At 43.2% G+C, this 18,443-nt stretch carries 15 protein-coding genes; 5 read left to right on the forward strand and 10 right to left on the reverse strand.

What is annotated here, in order from left to right; translation table 11 throughout:
* Positions 1 to 268: 268 nt before the first annotated feature.
* Positions 269 to 1,654 carry a PAS domain-containing protein gene (locus tag FRZ06_16210; GenBank protein QOX64779.1) on the reverse strand — a complete coding sequence of 462 codons (1,386 nt, stop codon included), beginning with the start codon at positions 1,652 to 1,654 and terminating at the stop codon, positions 269 to 271.
* A 210-nt stretch (positions 1,655 to 1,864) separates the two neighbouring features.
* Between FRZ06_16210 and FRZ06_16215 the strand changes: the two genes are divergently transcribed.
* Entirely contained in the window at positions 1,865 to 2,200 is a 336-nt protein-coding gene (locus tag FRZ06_16215; protein ID QOX64780.1) for a winged helix-turn-helix transcriptional regulator, read from the forward strand.
* 86 nt (positions 2,201 to 2,286) lie between these two features.
* Here FRZ06_16215 and FRZ06_16220 read toward each other — a convergent pair whose 3' ends face one another.
* The 9 genes from FRZ06_16220 to FRZ06_16260 form a co-directional block, all read right to left on the reverse strand.
* Positions 2,287 to 3,726, reverse strand: coding sequence for a sodium:proton antiporter (locus FRZ06_16220; GenBank protein ID QOX65976.1), 1,440 nt, complete (start codon positions 3,724 to 3,726; stop codon positions 2,287 to 2,289).
* A 343-nt stretch (positions 3,727 to 4,069) separates the two neighbouring features.
* The gene (locus tag FRZ06_16225; GenBank protein ID QOX64781.1) at positions 4,070 to 4,438 is read right to left on the reverse strand and encodes a DUF4180 domain-containing protein; all 369 of its coding nucleotides are present in this window, start codon (positions 4,436 to 4,438) and stop codon (positions 4,070 to 4,072) included.
* A gap of 112 nt (positions 4,439 to 4,550) precedes the next feature.
* Positions 4,551 to 4,763, reverse strand: coding sequence for a hypothetical protein (locus FRZ06_16230; protein QOX64782.1), 213 nt, complete (start codon positions 4,761 to 4,763; stop codon positions 4,551 to 4,553).
* A gap of 127 nt (positions 4,764 to 4,890) precedes the next feature.
* Complete coding sequence (gene rlmH, locus FRZ06_16235; GenBank protein ID QOX64783.1) at positions 4,891 to 5,370, reverse strand: 23S rRNA (pseudouridine(1915)-N(3))-methyltransferase RlmH; 480 nt, start codon at positions 5,368 to 5,370, stop codon at positions 4,891 to 4,893.
* 210 nt (positions 5,371 to 5,580) lie between these two features.
* A complete protein-coding gene (locus tag FRZ06_16240) occupies positions 5,581 to 6,933 on the reverse strand; it encodes a PDZ domain-containing protein (protein ID QOX64784.1) in 1,353 nt (450 codons plus the stop codon).
* Between the two features lie 19 nt (positions 6,934 to 6,952).
* The gene (locus tag FRZ06_16245) at positions 6,953 to 7,837 is read right to left on the reverse strand and encodes an MBL fold metallo-hydrolase (protein ID QOX64785.1); all 885 of its coding nucleotides are present in this window, start codon (positions 7,835 to 7,837) and stop codon (positions 6,953 to 6,955) included.
* Positions 7,828 to 8,556 carry a hypothetical protein gene (locus FRZ06_16250; GenBank protein ID QOX64786.1) on the reverse strand — a complete coding sequence of 243 codons (729 nt, stop codon included), beginning with the start codon at positions 8,554 to 8,556 and terminating at the stop codon, positions 7,828 to 7,830. The genes FRZ06_16245 and FRZ06_16250 overlap by 10 nt, the downstream gene beginning before the upstream one ends.
* A 14-nt stretch (positions 8,557 to 8,570) precedes the next feature.
* Positions 8,571 to 10,040, reverse strand: coding sequence for a hypothetical protein (locus FRZ06_16255; protein QOX64787.1), 1,470 nt, complete (start codon positions 10,038 to 10,040; stop codon positions 8,571 to 8,573).
* A 26-nt stretch (positions 10,041 to 10,066) separates the two neighbouring features.
* The gene (locus FRZ06_16260) at positions 10,067 to 10,612 is read right to left on the reverse strand and encodes a hypothetical protein (protein ID QOX64788.1); all 546 of its coding nucleotides are present in this window, start codon (positions 10,610 to 10,612) and stop codon (positions 10,067 to 10,069) included.
* 478 nt (positions 10,613 to 11,090) lie between these two features.
* Between FRZ06_16260 and FRZ06_16265 the strand changes: the two genes are divergently transcribed.
* The 4 genes from FRZ06_16265 to FRZ06_16280 all read left to right on the forward strand — a co-directional run bounded on the left by FRZ06_16265 (position 11,091) and on the right by FRZ06_16280 (position 18,344).
* On the forward strand, positions 11,091 to 11,633 hold the full coding sequence (locus FRZ06_16265; GenBank protein ID QOX64789.1) for a ribonuclease HI: 543 nt from the start codon (positions 11,091 to 11,093) through the stop codon (positions 11,631 to 11,633).
* Between the two features lie 189 nt (positions 11,634 to 11,822).
* Positions 11,823 to 13,655 carry a histidine kinase gene (locus FRZ06_16270; GenBank protein ID QOX65977.1) on the forward strand — a complete coding sequence of 611 codons (1,833 nt, stop codon included), beginning with the start codon at positions 11,823 to 11,825 and terminating at the stop codon, positions 13,653 to 13,655.
* Between the two features lie 57 nt (positions 13,656 to 13,712).
* The gene (locus FRZ06_16275) at positions 13,713 to 14,795 is read left to right on the forward strand and encodes a response regulator (GenBank protein QOX64790.1); all 1,083 of its coding nucleotides are present in this window, start codon (positions 13,713 to 13,715) and stop codon (positions 14,793 to 14,795) included.
* Positions 14,796 to 14,975: 180 nt separating this feature from the next.
* Positions 14,976 to 18,344 (forward strand): hypothetical protein, encoded by a 3,369-nt coding sequence (locus FRZ06_16280; GenBank protein ID QOX64791.1) that lies wholly within the window; start codon positions 14,976 to 14,978, stop codon positions 18,342 to 18,344.
* The last annotated feature ends 99 nt before the right edge of the window (positions 18,345 to 18,443 follow it).

Raw genomic sequence — 18,443 nt, forward strand, 5'->3', positions numbered from 1 at the left:
TTTATATCATAAAGCTGAATCAATCCACTCAGGATTAGTATCCGGCTGCAATGCAATGATATACCTTATATAAAGCAATCTGCATGCCAAAAGATATGATTTTGAAGAAAATCATGCATTTACTCTCAAATTCAAGATATTATTGCCGGTTTCCTTTTTATTGCAATAAAAATGACGGATCAACTAATCGATCCGCCGTTTATATCTTAAATTTTATAAGTTGTTATGCCAATTTATTTGCACTGATTCGCCAAGATATTTGCATTTATTAAAGCTGATATTTCTTCATTTTGTGCTGTAAAGTCTGTCTTTTTATCTTTAAATAATCTGCTGATTTTGAAACATTTCCGCTGTATTTGGCCAAAGCCAGAGTGATCATTTCTTTTTCCATCTGCTCCAAATACCAATCCATGCCAACCTGGCTGAAATCATACGGCCCTTTTGTCATATCCTTATCTTCATTGTTGATGAGAATATGCTTCTCCGTTAGTTGCAGCTCTTCATCTGCCATAGAAATAGCAGCCATAATGATATTCTCTAGTTCTCTGACATTACCCGGGTAATCATAATGCAAAAGTTTTTCCTTAGCTCCCTCAGAAATAGACGTTACATTTTTACCATAGCGCTTGTTATATTTCTCAATGAATTTTTCCGCTAAAAGGAGAATATCGTCTTTCTTTTCCCGGAGAGGCGGCAAATCGATTCCTATAATATTCAAGCGATAATAGAGATCCTTCCGCAGCTTTCCGCTCTGAATCAGGTGCTCCGGACGTTCGTTGATCGTCGCAATGATGCGAACGTCGATGGGAATATCCTCAGTACCACCCACCCTTCGGATATAGTCTTCCTGCAGAACTCTCAGCAGCTTTCCCTGAAGCTCATAGGGCATAGCACTGATCTCATCAAGAAGCAGCGTTCCACCATCTGCCTGTTCAAATAGCCCCTCCCTGTCGATGGCTCCTGTAAAGCCTCCCTTTGCTGTACCAAATAGAATCCCTTCCAGAAGGCTCTCCGGTAAGGCTGCACAATTTTGGGCAAGAAAAGGACGTTCCTTCCTTCCACTATCAAAATGAATACTCTGTGCGATCAGCTCTTTCCCAGTTCCCGTTTCACCATAGAGAAAGACTGAAGCAGTACTCTTAGCGGCTTTTTTAGCTGTGGAGATCACCTCAAGAAATTTTTTGTTCTGACCGATCAGATTATCGAAGCAATATTTTCTGATACGATGTGCTTTTGTTTTTTCAGGCTCCAGTTTTTCCTTATGCAGATCCAGAATCGTATTAGACATCTTTCGTATGTCTGTCACATCCTTGGATACCTCTATCGCTGCAATCACATTATCATTATAAATGACAGGAATCGTGCTGTTGATCGCATTAATAACCTTTCCGTCTCGATTCAGATAGGTTTGCTGCTTGTTCAGGGTTACCTTCATGTGATGAAGCGCTTGAAGCAAAGTGCTCTCTTCTGCACTCATATTTTTAAAGACCTCAGTAAATGGTCTTTTCAAAACACCTTTCCTCTGCATCTTCTCAAGGCGTGACATGGCTTCGTTATATACGATGGTATTCCCCTCTCGGTCGAGTACGTGAACGCCCTCATCAACCACTTGGAGAACCTTTTGCATAATAAACTCATATTCTCTGATTTTCATAGAAACCCCTTTCTAAGAAAGCACTGAAGATCTGTGTAATTTCAATTTAAATCATATCACGGAATTGGAAAAGGTGCAAATTTATTTGCACCTCATGATTCTACCATAAACCATACAGAATCTATTTATATTTTTCGAATATTGACGAAACCAAAAGGAAATTGTATAATTTAAAGTGCATTGTTAATAGACGATTATATGTAAAATTTCATGCAAGGAGATAAAAATATGAGACTCAGAAAAGAATCCGATGAAATGCAGGAAGAGGAGATCCTTTTAATCGCAAGGGTATCTGACGCGCTTGCCCATCCCGCCAGGATTAAGATCTACCGCTATATCATGCAGAGCAACAGAAACAGGACTCCTGTTTGTAATAAAGATGTAGTCGCTGCTTTCGACTATTCCCAGGCTACAATATCCCAGCATATTAAAAAGCTGGTGGAAGCAGAACTTGTACAGGTCAAGAAAGATGATAAGTATTCCATGTACTATGCCAACATCGGAATTCTCGGCAAATACCTTAATGCGACAAAGAAATTTGAATAGACAAAGGAAAAACACTATGCACGGTAAGACATGCATAGTGTTTTCTTATCACATCATTAGCTTATTTTGAAGACCCAGTCCTAACATTATCGGAAGAATATCAGCGTATCGATTAGAAACAGCGGGATAAGGAAGCATAAGGACCACAGCATGTATCCGAAAAAGCTTGGCATTACGATTTTATTTTCTTCCGCAATAGACCGCACCATAAAATTCGGAGCATTTCCGATATAAGTATTGGCTCCCATAAATACTGCACCTGCTGAAATAGCCATCAGAACTTTCACACTGACTGTGCCGACTGCCGTGGCAAGACCTTTGGCCATGCCAAGCGATCCAGCGGTGGTCAAGAAGACCAGATAGGTTGGCGCATTGTCCAGGAAGGATGAGAGTGCTCCTGTGGCCCAGAAAAACTCCAAAGGATTTGTAACTCCAAGGGACGATCCATTTGCCTTGAGCAAAGCCAGCGCAGGTATCATGGTAATAAAAATGCCGATAAAGAGGGTCGCTACCTCCTTGATACTAACCCAAGTGAAACAGTTGTCTGACCGGATGATTTTTTTTGTGGTCTTCATGGATAGGAGTGCCGCGGTTAGTATCATTACCATCTGAAGGATACTGTTATAGCCTACAACTACACCTTCAAAAATATGTACTCCGTGGATTTCTCCGGTTACCTGATCCGCAAATGCGGCGAAATTGGGAAGAACCCCATTTAAGATAACAGCTCCAATGATCATTCCCATAAAGATCAGATTGTGAAGTCCTTCCACCCGCAATGGCTTCTTTGGTCCGTCATCCATAACATCTCTAGGGCTCTTACCTGAAGCCAATTCTTTTTTATAGTAGTAGTGATCTATGAAGTAAAGTACTGTCAATAAGATTACCGTGTTCAGCAGGAACATAGGGGCAAGCTTCAGTGTCCAAAAGAACGGAATTCCCCTTAAGAATCCTAGGAAAAGAGGGGGATCTCCTACCGGAGTCAAGCAGCCTCCTATATTGGATACGAGAAAGATAAAGAATACGATAATGTGGGTCTTCTTTTCTCTCCATTGATTGGCACGGATCACAGGCCTGATCAGAAGCATACTTGCTCCGGTGGTTCCCACCCAGCTGGCCAGTATCGTCCCAATTAAAAGCAGCACAATATTTACTTTTGGCGTTCCAATCAAGGTACCTCTCAAGATAATACCACCTGCCACCACAAACAGGCCAAATAACAAAATAATGAAAGGTAAGTAATCCAGCAGAACGATCTCGAGAATGTTAAAGATCAACATTTCGCTGCCAAAAACAACTCCAAAAGGTACAAGAAAAACGAGAGACCAAAAAATAACAACTTTTAGCATGTGATGTTCCCACCATTCAGGCTTGACCAACGGGAAGACCGCAATCGATAATAACATTCCGACGAATGGAAGCACGCTCCAAATCGGAAGTGATTCACCTAGATTGTGTTGCTCTCCGGTTTCATTTGCAAACACGACAATATTGCTGCACAACACGAGTATGTATGCCAGTAGCATTGTGCGCAATCTTTTTTGCTTTTTCACAACAGGTTCTCCTTTCAAGATAGCAGCTAACCAAGAACATGAACTGTCAAAGTCTTGCGCAAAAACAGTAAAATAAAACGAAGCGCTTAAACTCACACAAAAAAGCGCCTAACCTATTTTATATAATATGTATACAGTATTCAACACTAATTTTGCAAATTGTACAAAAATTAAAGAAAGACATAACAAATATGATATGTCCTTTAGAAGATTTTAATGGGCATTCTTCCATAATCATGAATCGCACAGGCAAAGAAGCAAGTCCCGGGTTCACACCTCTTGCTTCTGCCAGCAGGTAACCAAGTCTCGCACAGCCTTATCTCAGCGGGGCAAGTTTTTCGATTGCAGTCTCCTCATCCGATACAAAAAACAGATCACGCCCTTTATTACATTCATAGAAGAAGTCTTTTAAACTTTTACTGCTATAGCGGGAGAAATCCCCTACGATTGCCAATTTCATATGGTATTGGACGAACTTTTGCAGAATCTCCCCCGCAATTTTTGTTTTCAAGTCAAAGAAATCCTCGCTTACTGCTTCTTTGTTCAGGATTACAGCATGGCACCCTGTTTCATAACTGACCGTCGCAATAAAATCAATCGCCGAACCCACGTCTGAAATGATCATATCGCCGCTGCTTACAACCGCTATTATTACCTCGTTAATGACTCTTGTATCTGTCTTCATCTCTGCCTCCTTTCCAATTAACAGTATGCTGTGCCTTATTACTTTTTATCCCTCGCTGCTGTTCCTTTCCTTATACGCTGCAAGGCTATTGTTCCAAGCGGCTTTTCTCCTCTTATTCATCTTCCAGATAATCATCCACAGTGTCGAAATATAAAACGTCCTCTGGCTTCAGAAAGTAGATACTCCCGTCTTTCTTTCCGCTGATCGAGGAATTGAAGAGCCTGATCCCCGAAATCAGCCTCTCCAGCTTTTCATCAATGCTCGCACACTTAATCGTAATTTCCACCTCATTATACTCAGTGGATTCCTCGATATTGATTTTCAAGTATCATAAACCCCTTTCTCAGATATAGCGGTTGAGTTAACTCTACCGCTATCATACTCAATTCATCTGAGTAATGCAACGCAGTTTCGGTATGCTGCATAATATCGTGGCTATGATACAGTTTTCATCATTTATGATACGTTTCATTCCTTATGATCTTAAAGCTCCTGTAAATCTGCTCCAGCAAAATTACTCGCATCATCTGATGCGGGAAGGTGAGTTTTGAAAAAGACAGCTGGAAATCTGCTCTTGATAAAACCTCATCTGATAAGCCGAACGAGCCTCCTATGACAAAGGTGATATCGCTTTTTCCCGAAATGCCCAAGGTTCGGATCTTTTCCGAAAGAGCTTCGGAGTCCAATTCTTTTCCCTTGATCGCCAAAACAATTACATAAGAATCTTTCTTGATTTGTTTCAGGATGCTTTTTCCCTCTGCATCCTTAACCGCCGATTCTTCAGCGTTTGAAGGGTTATCAGGTGCTTTTTCTTCCTTCAATTCGTTTATTGTTAATGTACAATATTTGCTTAGGCGTTTGCTGTATTCCGCAATAGCTTCCGTCCAGTATCGTTCCTTCAGCTTTCCGATACACAGAATAGTGATATTCATAGAGTTCTTCCCTTCAAGATTTATTTTTGCCCTAGACATAATTTTGCCGGGACCGTATTTCTCTTATTCTGAAATGCGGCCCCGGCGCAATGCATCTATAAAGGTTTCTGAGATCGTGCGTTTCATCTTAGTTCGCTATCGTCTTATTGATTGGCGATAGTCCTACCAGTTGCGATAGTCTTACTAGTTGGCGATAGCCTTGCGTCCTTTTTATTGCGGCGACTGAGGAAGTTCCGGTCTGCCAGTCTCTTCATCCATGGAGGTTAGCTTGACGCTGAAGGTCATCTGCCTTGTGTTCCTGATTACCGAAAGCTTTACCGTATCTCCCGGACGATACTGGAACAGGGTACTGATGAGCTGCGTCATTGTTTCAATTTTCTTATCTTCCAGGCTGACGATGATGTCGCCTTCCTTCATTCCCGCTGCTGCTGCCGGAGAATCGGTATAAATCTGTGCGATATACACGCCGGTCTTGGTCCCCAGATTTGCTTCCGGATAAGCATCCAGATATTCGGCCACATTTCCGCCCTTGATACCGATGTAGGAGCGCTTGAATTCTCCCTTTGTTTTAATCTCATCGACGATCGGTTTTGCCGTGTTGATGGGGATTGCAAATCCCAAGCCTTCCCCGGTCTGTGCCTTGGCAGAATTAATGCCGATGACCTGACCCTGACTGTTGAGCAAAGGTCCGCCGCTGTTTCCTGAATTGATTGACGCATCGGTCTGAATCAGACCGTCCATGGTGACCTGAGATTGCTGACCGTCAGAAACCGCAATGGTTCTGTTTAGTCCGCTGATAACGCCTTGGGTAACGCTTCTGTCAAACGCCAGGCCCAGTGGATTTCCAATTGCTGCTGCATAAGAGCCAATCTTAACTTCATCGGAATTTCCAAGCTCCGCTGCGGTGAGATTCAATGCCTCTATTTTTACGATAGCCAAATCGATGCTTTTATCGTTCCACAGAACGGTCCCGGTTACCTCTCTTCCGTCAGTAAGCTGAACAACAATCTCCTTGGCGTTTCCGTCACTTACTACATGGGAGTTGGTAAGGATATATCCCTTTTCATCGACGATAATTCCTGTACCCACACCGTTTTGTACCCCCTTTTGCGTGCCAAAGAAGCTCTGATAGGTTACCTCGGTGCTGGTGCTGATTCCGACTACCGAAGGAATTACTTTCGCAGCAATTGCTTCTGCTGTATTGATCTTATCGCTGGGCGTTATGGTGATTTGGCTTGATGCCGGAGAGCCAATTAAATTCTGCCCATAGTACAGCGCTGCCAGCCCTCCGCCAAAACCTGCTCCCGCGGAAAGAAGAACCACGAGGATCACGGCAACGATCTTACGCCCAACGCCCCGTTTTTTCACAGTTACTTTTGTTGCAGCGCCTGCCGCCGCCCCAGCTGCATCTGCAGCATACTGACCATAGATACCGGAATAATTTTCAGAGCCGTCAGCTCCGCCTGTAAAGGCTCCTGTTCCCTGACCTTCATATTCGAAACCGTTATCTTGCACGCCTTCACTATTTTTTGTACTGCTAAAGTCAAACTCATCTTTCTCCATGTTTGATCCCCCCTATTTGTTAAATCTCATAGATCAAGCTTACCTCATCTCTGATGATTGTATTGAGCTTCAAATGCTTTCCTATGTAATAGTCTGCTTCCTCCAGGATATTTTTAACCGTTTGGTAGGCCATTTCAGGAAAGTTATTTTCCCTGCTTAAGTGTGCCAGCAGAACCTGCCGTTCTTTCTTGTTTTCGGACAACAATCGCAATATGGTCTCCCCTGCAGCCTCATTGGATAAATGCCCCTCTGCTCCCAAAACCCTTTGCTTCAAAAACCATGGATATTTACCCAGTTTCAGCATATCCACGTCGTGATTGGCCTCTAGGATCAGGATATCTGTATCTATGATCGAAGAGATGATTTCCTCACTCATGCATCCTGTATCGGTAACGATGCCAATCTTTTTATCTCTTGACGAGAAGGTGTATCCTACAGGTTCAGCTGCATCATGGGAAACCGGAAATGCCTTTACCAGAATATCTCCGATGAGAAAGGTGTCTCCCGTCTGGAAGATCCCTTTCTGCTCTTCACAGATGGGACAGCTGATCTGTTTCCAGGTCATGGCATTTGCATAGGCCTTCAAGGTTTTTTGCCGATTCATCATCGTCCGCAGGCTCTTGGTATGATCCACATGCTCATGGGTTATAAGCAGAGCGGCGAGCTGTTCTCTCGGCGTATTGGTCATGTCTAGTCCTTCAAAAATTTTTTTTCCGCTGATCCCCGCATCCACCAAAATGGCCGTAGTCTCAGACTTTATTAAATAGCAGTTCCCGCTGCTTCCGCTGGAAAAAGAACAGAAGCTTAAAGTCATTTTTGATTTCTCCTTATTGTTGATCATAATTGTGATGATTGTGTGTGCCTTGTTTGATGAAGTGAAGAATCTTTCGGTCATTACTCCCATGCTGTGACATATCGAACCTTGTTGTCATTGTAAAGGATCTTCCAGGCAGGAAAAGCCGTATCTGTCACAGGAGACTCAGCATTGAAGGCACTTGAATCCAGCCAAAAAACCAAGGAAATATTCTGAATGTAGATCGGTTCGTCTCCTGCATTTTCACTCATAAACTTGACCAGTGCTGCTCTAGCCGGCATTACTTCCTTCTCGGAGTTGCTCACTTCTACAGGATCAAGCCAGAATCTGCGGAACTCTACAATTTTTCCGTCTTTTAAAGTACAAAGAATATAGCTTTCTTCGATGGCTACATTCTCTATGTAGTTCTTATAGGTCACCTTGATTTCATCCTCTGCACGTTCAATACTGTGGAATGTAACATTTTCTGTCATCAAGCCGCAATCTTTTATAAATTGAGTGGTTATGGCGATCAGATTTTCGTCTGACAGTTCTGTCTCCGGCAGGGAAACCTGACTGGCTATCAGCTCATTGACATCGTCCTCATTGATGGTATCAAACCGCACCGTCAATTTCGGCATCCGCGGCTGCTCCTCCGGAATTTCAGTTTTCAAATAAATTTTTTTCGCTGCAAGCAGCTTTATGGTTCCATCCTGCATCTCTGCCTCATCCTCAAATCTCATGTTTTGAAAAAGGTAGGCACCGGCTAAAACGAGATTTGTTACCAGCAGAGCGACAATTAATATGGTTTTTGCTTTCGTCCAGTCCATTCAACCCGCCCCTTTCATCGGCCTTTGGAATAGCTTAATGGCTGTGCAGTATAAAGATCAAAATAGATCTTTACATCTTCTACAGATACAATCCATACCGGCTGAATCTCAGTAATACCCGTGTCCGCAAGCCGTAAATATCCTGTCTGCATATTTGTTACCATCGCCGCGATGGTTTCAAACATATCCTCTGCTGCTACAGCTGTGCTTATCAGCTCTGTCTGCACAAGAACATTGTAGATATACTGATAATTTTGCGCGATAAGATTCACCGATGAATATGCGCTTTCTGGCGAATAGGTTTCCATGGAGGAAAGCGCCTCCTGATCAAAGTCGATCATATTTCTTTTATAGTAGGTCACCTGACCGGAAGTAACGGTAATGGCAATCGGATCACCATCTTCATAGAACAGACGGGTTCCGTTGACTTCCATCCCGAAAACAAACTGATATCCCCTTTTCTTATTGGGGTTCACCGTCACATTTTTCAGATACGGTGTAAGCTTGGCTCCATCAAGAGACTTCCATGTCCCATGTTCTTCAACATACTGCATCGCCAGATTCAATGCATCCAGAAAACTCGGCTGGGGGCTGCCGCTCACCTGCTCTTCTTTGTATTCTATGCTTCCGTCAGTGTTGACAATCAATACATTTTGGCCGTAGCCGTACATATAGATTACCGTTCCCTTATCCTCTGTGATCTTTCGTACAAAATCGAAATTTCCTCCAAAAAAATTCTCTGCGATAGCTGTGATCTTGGCGGTTTCAGAGGGATATGCGTCCTGACGGAAAGAGAAGTCATTGAGATTGGTAGCAATGGACTCTGGTACAAGAAGTGTACTGTTTGCAACGCCTTCTCCAAGATAGACACTAACCGGATAATACCCGGTATAACCCTGTGCCTCCACCTTAGAAATTAGCTTTGCAAAGTCTGCACTGTTTGCCTTGCTGCTGTCTGCTACCAAACGATAATATTTATGGTTTTTGCCATCGTAGATAAAAATATTTTTATCTACAGCTGTGGAGTATCCGACCGCTGTTACCGTTTCGATTCCATCATAGCCCGACGCTTTCTTAATGCCAAAAATTGAACAGAAATCTGCCATTGGGATATCATAGGCAAATTCCGTCCAAATGGAGCGGTACTTTGTTACGGTCTCATATTTATCGTAAGTAATCTCCTCAACCAGAATATCCCCTGCCTGACCAAAGGAATTAAGCTCGCCCGCCATGTTATCGGCGTTGGCAGGATCATACCAGATCGCTGTGCTTCCCGATGAAATAACCGTATAGTTATTATTGCCGAAATTGATCACGATCCTGTCAGGCTTTACCACAAGCTCTGCTTTTGGTACGTCTTTGATGTCAGCACTGCCGGTAAGGCCTATCCTATCAAAGGATATATTACCCCAAAAAAAATATAATAGTAGCACTGTCGAAAAAAACAATGCTACTAGACTGATATTCTTAACTTTTTCTATCATAGACCTAGACATCTTCTATGCCGTCCTTAATCTCCAAATATGGTTTTCAGCAAATTTTGCAGAAACTGCATGGTTCCGGACTGCGGTGTTTCAAAGATTTTTGTATCTGCTTCCTCTGTCTTTTCTTGTACTGCAAAATAGCTGTTGCTCGAGTAGAGCACTGCACTTGAGGCAGCGTCAATGGTATCAATCTTGATCCGATATAGTCCTGGAGTGAGCCCATTGATCTGCTGTGTGTAAAAACTTAAATTATTAGTACTTGCGAACTCGGCTGGAATACCAATAAGAGAAGGTTTCAAATTGGCGGAATTCACCGAGCCGTTGGAAATAATCAGCGTATTGATATTGACCGCCGTAGGTGTGCCATTGACAATTTGTTTCTCTTCAAATACTGTTACCTTTATTTTTTTCGGCTGCGTCAGCTTTACGGATATCAGGAGATTATTCGAATATACTGTGCTGAGCGGCGCAGGATTTACAAGCATCACATTCGGGTCTGCCGCAGCGTTGGCAGTGACTGTACTAAATAGTATGGATAATACGACCATCAATACAACAACAAGTTTTTTCACAGGCAATCTCCTCCTTTCCGATTTTCATGCTTTTATAACGCATCCAGCAGAAAAATTTCAACTCTTAAAAGTTTTCTTACTTCTGTGCGTTTCAACGGGTCATCTTTATACTCCCGTTATATTAGGGCATAAACCGCCTAAATTATACAATAAAATTATATAGACAGTATATATTATGTATGTTACAAACGTATTACGCACGCTTTAAGATAGTTTTACAATGTCCTAAGGGGAAATGCCCGGCGGCCCAGGAACTTCCATATTTGCCTGTTTCACTCAAAAGAATCACCCTCTGATCACTGCCGTCCTTTCAGGCGGAGGTTCTGCTTGCCTGACCTTACTTTTTAGGGCATAATCATAATATCATAACGAAAGTTGAATCCATGATTTCAGATTTAAGACAGCGACAAGCTTAGCGTTGAAATCATTATAGCATAAGATGCGACCATTATCGTGCAAAAGGAAAGGAATGTTTGGGATGAAGGCGATTAATATTTATACCGACGGAGCCTGTTCGGGGAATCAGAATGAAACAAATATCGGCGGTTGGGGTGCTGTATTGGAGTATGGAGACCACAAAAAAGAACTCTTTGGCGGCGAAATCAACACCACAAACAATCGTATGGAAATGATGGCCCTTCTCAGTGCATTTCAGGCACTTACAAAAGATCGCCTGACGATTCGAGTCTTTTCTGACAGCTCCTATCTCATGAACTGTTTTCGTGAGAAATGGTACGTTAATTGGTATCGAAACAACTGGAAGACTTCAAAAAGGACTGATGTGGAAAACCGAGATTTGTGGGAAGCCCTATTTTCATTTATCAACCGACATGAAATCAGCTTTTATCGGGTCAAGGGCCATGTAAATTTAAACAGTAAAAGCACAAAAATTGAGCCGATTTATGAAAAATTCCGGGAGTGGAATGGACTCGATTTCTCAATGGAGGATTTTCTTTATATTACCAGTATGAACAATCGTGCCGATGAGCTTGCCAACATGGGCATTGACAGTGTAAAGTGATGATAAATCGGTCAATGGTATGAGAACCACAACAACAGCTTTGACCGTTGCACAGGAGTAACTATTTTGACAAAACGCATTTTAATCATTTCAATTATTATCGTACTGGCGATTATGCCGGTTCTTCTTGATATCCTCCTTGATCACAAAGAACCAACCAATGTTTATCCCCTAGCGGAAAACGGGTCTATGGATCTTTCAGACTGGAACGTCAGCAAGCATCCCATAATTCCTCTTGATGGGACATGGGAGTTCTATTGGAATCAGCTTCTTACGCCCACAGACTTTCAGCAAGACAGCACCAGCACGCCTGAGCTGACAGGTTTTTTAAAAGTCCCTTCCCTGTGGAACGGCAAAGAGTTTAACGGGGAAAAGCTACCGGTTTTTGGATATGCTACGTATCGCCTCGTCTTAAAGAATATCCCACAGCATGGTGTACTCGGTCTTAAAAAAGCAAATGTAAGGTTTTCCAGTAAGGTATTTGTCAACGGCGCTGAATTGATTTCAGACGGTGTTCCTGCGGAAGACGCTGCCAGCTATGTGTCAGGGAATAACCCCAAACTTGGGTTCTATAACTGCAGCGGCAAAGATGTTGAAATTATTGTACAAGCAGCAAATTATGAATATATCAATTCGGGAATTCCAACCGCCTTCCTGCTTGGAGAACAATCTGCCATGCTGGATCAGCAGCAAAAGAATCAGCTGCTGGGCTTCAGTGTATTCATTACCCTGCTCACCATCTCACTTCTTTATTTTATATTTTTTATCACAGCCAAGATCTGCAAAAGAAAAGCATCCTCGCTCCTCGCATTTGCTGTCTTTTGCCTTATCTTCGCAATCGGAAACAGTCTCACCGACCAGCGGCCGCTGGCTATGATTATGCCTTATATCCCCTTTGAATTGATCTTCAAAATGAAAGATTTTTTTCTGTCGGCAAGCCTGATTGCTGTAACCGCTATATTCTATTACACAAGAAGGGGCATCGTGTCTCTTGGCATGATGAGAATCGTTACACTGCTTTACAGCAGCTATCTTCTTGCTGTACTGCTGCTTCCGATCTATCTTTACTACAAGCTTCATCCCTTTATCATGGTTTTAAACTCTGTGCTTCTCACGATTCTTTTCATAAGGACTACCCTATTGTTTTTCCGCTGCAAGAGCACTGATTTTCTTGACTATTTGCTCCTTTTTACCGCAATTCTTGCAATTAATCTTTACTCGGTTGACTGCATCCTCTTTGCCCTCTCCCTTGTTGAGGATCCAACCCTGAGTCAGATTTATATTATTATATTTGCAATTATGATGATTTTCCTGCTGTCGATGCACTATTACGATGCCTTGACGAATTTGAAGGTATCAATGAAGCGCACTCAGGATGCTGAAATTGCTTTTTTAAGATCACAAATTAAGCCTCATTTTCTATTCAATGCATTAAATTCCATAGCTGCTTTATGCAGGGAGTCTCCTGATAAAGCAGAAGATGTGATCATACAGCTGTCTCAATATCTGAGAGGCAGTTTCGATTTCAAAACCCTTGACTCCCTGACTACCGTAAAAAAAGAGACGGAGCTGCTGGAAGCTTACCTGAATATTGAAAAGGTGCGATTCGGAAAACGTCTCAATGTCCAGTATGCGATTGACGAAAGCATTAATCTTCCAATCCCTCCACTCATCCTGCAGCCCTTGGTGGAAAATGCTGTACGACATGGGCTGATGGCCTGTGTGAACGGCGGCACAGTAATCATCTCTATTCAAAGAGATCAGGGAAAGGCTGTATTTGCCATAGAAGACAATGGGGTCGGTATGGAGCCTTCCCAAATGAAGCAGCTTTTGAATCAAATCCCTGATGAAAATGGTGTAGGTATTTGGAATATCAATCAACGACTGCGTCTGATCTACGGTACTGAGCTTGAGATTTGGAGCCAAAAAGGATCTGGAACAAAGGTATCATTTCAGCTTCCCTGCAATGATAAAGTTTCTGCTAAAGCTAAGTTAGCTGTTAAAAAAGATTCCGTAAGCTAACCAAATACTGTTATTGTTCGTTACTGCTGAAATTAAGAGAAAATTTTCGGAGGCAAAATGAAAGTCATTCTAGTAGACGATGAAGAGCTGTCCCTAAAGCGGCTTGGAGATATGCTGAAAGAGTTATCCGATGTTGAAATTTGCGGACTTTTTTATACTGCTGCCGATGCATTGAGATACATTAGAGTAGCAAAGGTTGACGCTGTTTTTTTGGATATATGTATTCCGGAAGTAGACGGTCTCACCCTAGCAAGTAAAATTCAGGAGATCGACAGTTCCATCAACGTTGTTTTTGTGACAGGTTACGATGAATACGCCGTCACTGCATTTGAATTGGAAGCAGTGGATTATTTAATGAAGCCCATTGGAAAAGACCGTCTAGAGAGGACAATCCAGCGGCTTTTACGGGCCTGCGCAGAACGTCAAATCGCTCAGTATTTAAGGGTTTCCTGCCTTGGCGGGTTTCAAGCTGCCCCCAGTAACTCAAGTTTCAGCAGTATCAGCTGGAGATCACCAAAAACAGAAGAGCTCTTTGCATTTCTTATTTTTAAGCGTAAGGTTAGTCGCGATGAAATTATTAATACTCTGTGGGACGACTTAGATCCGGACAAGGCCTTAAAGAACATCAATACGACTGTGTACTATATCCGCAAGGCCCTCAGCCCCTTTGGCCTTGAAAAGTGTATCACTACAACTCATAAAGAAATCCGCATCAACAGCGACCTGATATCCTGTGACTTGTACGAACTGGAAAAGCTCCTGAGCAAAGCCACTCGTGGCAGCTTCATCGATCCAACGGACCTTTTAATCGAGCTCTATGGCGGTGAGCTTTTTCAGGGGAAAGCCTACGAATGGTCCTTTGCAAAATCGAGGAGCCTTGAAAGCAGCTTCATCAAGGCCCTTTTATCCGCTGCAGATTATCATAGAAATAATTTTAATTATGCGGCGGCCGAGAGAATCTATCAGGTAATTTTATCCATTGATCCTCTTAATGAAGATGCCTGCGGCAGCATGATAAAGCTTTGCTTATTATCAGGGAGAAAAACGGAAGCCCAACGCCTATACCTTCGTCTTGAGAATCTCTTGATGAATGAGCTGGGAGAAAAACCACAAGAAAAACTGCGTAAGCTTATGGAATAATCATTTTTTATTTTATTATTATATTTGTGAATTCATCAAAAAGAATAATATTTTTCTGCAAAACAGACTCTGGTCCCCTTTTCCGGAGTCTTGTTTATTTTTTGTTGATGCGAAAAATGTAGAATAAGGGAAAAATCTCTGTTAAGCGATTAGCCGAAACATTAGAAAAGGAGGAATTTGATGTACAATCTATTATTACTACGAAATCATCCAAAAGCAAAAAAATTCTTAAGCATTCTATTGATGCTGACGTTGCTGCTCTCTTCAGCAATCAGCGCGCCAGTATATGCCGCAGTGAGCATTTCCTGGACCCAGGTGGGAGAGGATCTATCCGAAGCCGGTCTTGACGCTGCACAAACAGTCTTATCCATCTCAAACGGCATTCCCTATGTTGCCTATCTTGAACCAGCAACCTCTGGAGGCAGCGCAGAAGCAAGATCAGGTGGCAGCACAAATGATTCTACTGTCGGAAAAGCCGTGGTAAAGAAACTCTCCGGAGATATCTGGGAGACGGTGGATCTGGGGGACAATCACGAACCTGATGGTTTCGTTACCGATGCAACCATATTGAAGTATGACTTTGAAGTCTATGACGGAATCCCTTATCTCGCATATTTAAGCACTGATTACGACATGATGACATTGGCTCTGATGCAATATGATGAAGAATACGGCTGGGTCACTCTTTGGGATGAGTATTCAAGCGTCAACAATCATCTGGCAAATGCCAATGACCTGGCGCTTGATGTTTCCAGCGGCGTTCCTTATATCGCATGGAGCACGCCGGAGTACATTGCCTGCCTAGAGTATACTGGCAACGAGGATGGATTCCAGTACTTCGGCGAAACCATAGTCGTGTCCGGCGCTCAATCACTTTCCATACAGTGCGATATGAGTGAGGGTTTTATCTTTGCATCATTCAGAACAGATACGGGCAGCGTAGAGGTATATAAAAACTTGAGGACATCTCTCACTCAGAACTGGGTTTCGGTCGGAGAAACTGCTGTTTCAACAAACGGCACCGAGCCTTACCTTTACGTATTTGAAAATATCCCCCTGATAACCTATGCCGAAATAGACGGCAGCAGCTCCAGTTGCGTAGTAAAAATGCTGGTAAATTCCCATTGGGTACCATTGGGAGCTCCGATTAACGACAGCAAGGTTACAAATCCATCCATATATATGGACGATGATGATGATGATACCCTTTTCCTTGCGTATCAAGGCCCATCGAGCTTCGCAATTGTGAAAAAGTTTAATCCGCAGAACCAAAGTTGGAATCCCGTTTCCGGTACCAACAGCTATGCTTCCACCTATATTGTGTCCGGGCTCTCTCTTTCAGCCCTTGACGGAAATCCCTATGTTTCTTACATTCAAAGCGATCATGTTATGGTAATGAACTATATTCCTGACGAGGGACCCGGCGGCGGAACAGGTGAGGAGCCAGGGGGAGAACCTGTTGAGGTACCTTCCATTACGACCCAGCCCCAAGACAAAACTGTATTGGAAGGAAGTTCCGTTTCCTTCTCTGTTTCGACCTCGGGAAATACTTCTCTCACCTATCAATGGCACAAAGATGGAGAAGATATTCCAGGAGCAACGTCCAGCTATTACTCCATCTCCAATGCAGTCAGCAGTGATGCCGGACACTATTCCTGCAGCATCACCAATGCAGGAGGAACGGTCAAAACGAGAGAAGCACTTCTTACTGTCAAGGAAGCGGAAACGCTGGGATTGACTGCGAAGGCAGGTAATAAGAAAGTAACCCTTACCTGGGATAGCTTCCCCGGCGCAACCCGTTATAAGGTCTATCTTAATAACTCCTTATATTCCGACGTAGATGGTAATTCTTATGATGTAAGGTATCTTGTCAATGGAACCACATATCAGTTTGAAGTTCGTGCTTTGAGCGATGGGACAACTTTTATAGGATCCTCTGCGAAAATTAGTGCAGCTCCTATAGGTGTACCCGGTGCGCCAACAAACATTGCGGCGACTTCCGGCAACGGACAGGCAACCGTAACCTTCCAAGAACCTGCGGATCATGGTGACAGCCCTATCACCGGTTACACGGTAACTTCAAGTCCCGGTGGAATCAAAGCAAGCGGAGCCGGCACAAGCATCACCGTTACCGGCCTCTCCAATGGAACTTCCTATACCTTTATCGTTAACGCAATGAATAGTTTGGGAGAGGGGGATGATTCTGTTCCCTCAAATGCAGTAACCCCTGTTGCTCCCGGCAGTCATTCCGGCGGCAGCAAGGGGGGAAGCACCTCCAATACACCTACACAATCAGAAAGCAGCACCGTCATTGTTAATGGAGTAGCAAAAGCGGCAGGTACTTCTCAGATAACGACAGATAAAGAAGGAAAAAAGACGACTACGGTAACGGTTGACTCAGAGAGATTAAAAGAGATTCTTGCATCTGAAAAGAGCGGTGCAACAGTTATCATTCCGGTTAAGAACGGTTCTGCTGCTGCAAAGGGAATCCTTACTGGAGAGATGGTAAAAAATATGGAGAGCAAAGCGGCAGTTCTTGTGATTCAGACGGATCGTGTCTCCTATACTCTCCCCGCCTCTCAGATCAATATTGATAAAGTCTCAGGACAGTTAGGCAAAGACGTATCGCTTTCGGAGATTGCGGTTGTGATTACTGTCTCAGAGCCAGCAGGCAACATGTCCAAAGTTATTGAAAATGCTGTAAAGCAAGGCGGATTTTCCGTTATTGCTCCTTCCATTGATTTCAACATCAGTGGGACTTATAAAGGCTCTACTGTGAATGTTAGTGCGTTTAACGCCTATGTGGACCGGCTGGTGGCGATCCCAGCAGGCGTAGATCCTGAGAAGATTACAACAGGCATTGTGGTGACACCAAAGGGAAATACATATCATGTTCCTACACAAGTTGTTATAATCAATGGTGTTTATTATGCAAAGATCAACAGCCTTACAAACAGCACCTATTCCGTTATCTGGAACCCCATAGAGTTTGCCGATGTTGCGAAACATTGGTCGAAAGACTCTGTCAATAACATGGGATCCCGAATGGTCGTAAACGGTGTAGGAGGCAGTAATTATGATCCAAATCGGAGTATAACCCGTGCGGAATTCGCTGCAATTATCGTACGTGCGCTGGGACTCGCACCGGGAAGTGGAACTACCAGCTTTAGTGATGTAGCTTCCTCCGCTTGGTACGCTGGATATATTGAGACTGCTTCTTCCTATGGCATCATTAAAGGGTATGATAACGGCGGTTTTGGACCGCAGGATACCATTAGTAGAGAGCAAGCTATGGCAATGCTGGCAAGAGCTATGAAAATCACGGGCCTTGAAACAGCTTTAACCGCAAAGGACGTGAATCAACTGACGGCTGCCTATGCAGATGGTTCCTCCATCTCTTCTTATGCAAAAGAAGCTTCAGCTGCTTGCCTCAAATCAGGCATTGTTGCCGGAAGAAGCAACAGTACCATCGCACCGAAAAGCAGTGTGACACGCGCTGAGGTTGCTGCAATGATGGAACGGCTGCTGCAAAAGTCAGATTTAATCTAGCGGTGAAAATCCGAGGCACCGATACGTAAACCGCAAGATAATATCAATCATTGACATCCATTCATTGATATCCAATCAAAAACAAAATGGATGTAGCCT

Source organism: Clostridiales bacterium (assembly GCA_015243575.1).
Taxonomy (GTDB): Bacteria; Bacillota; Clostridia; order Peptostreptococcales; family Anaerovoracaceae; genus Anoxybacterium; species Anoxybacterium hadale.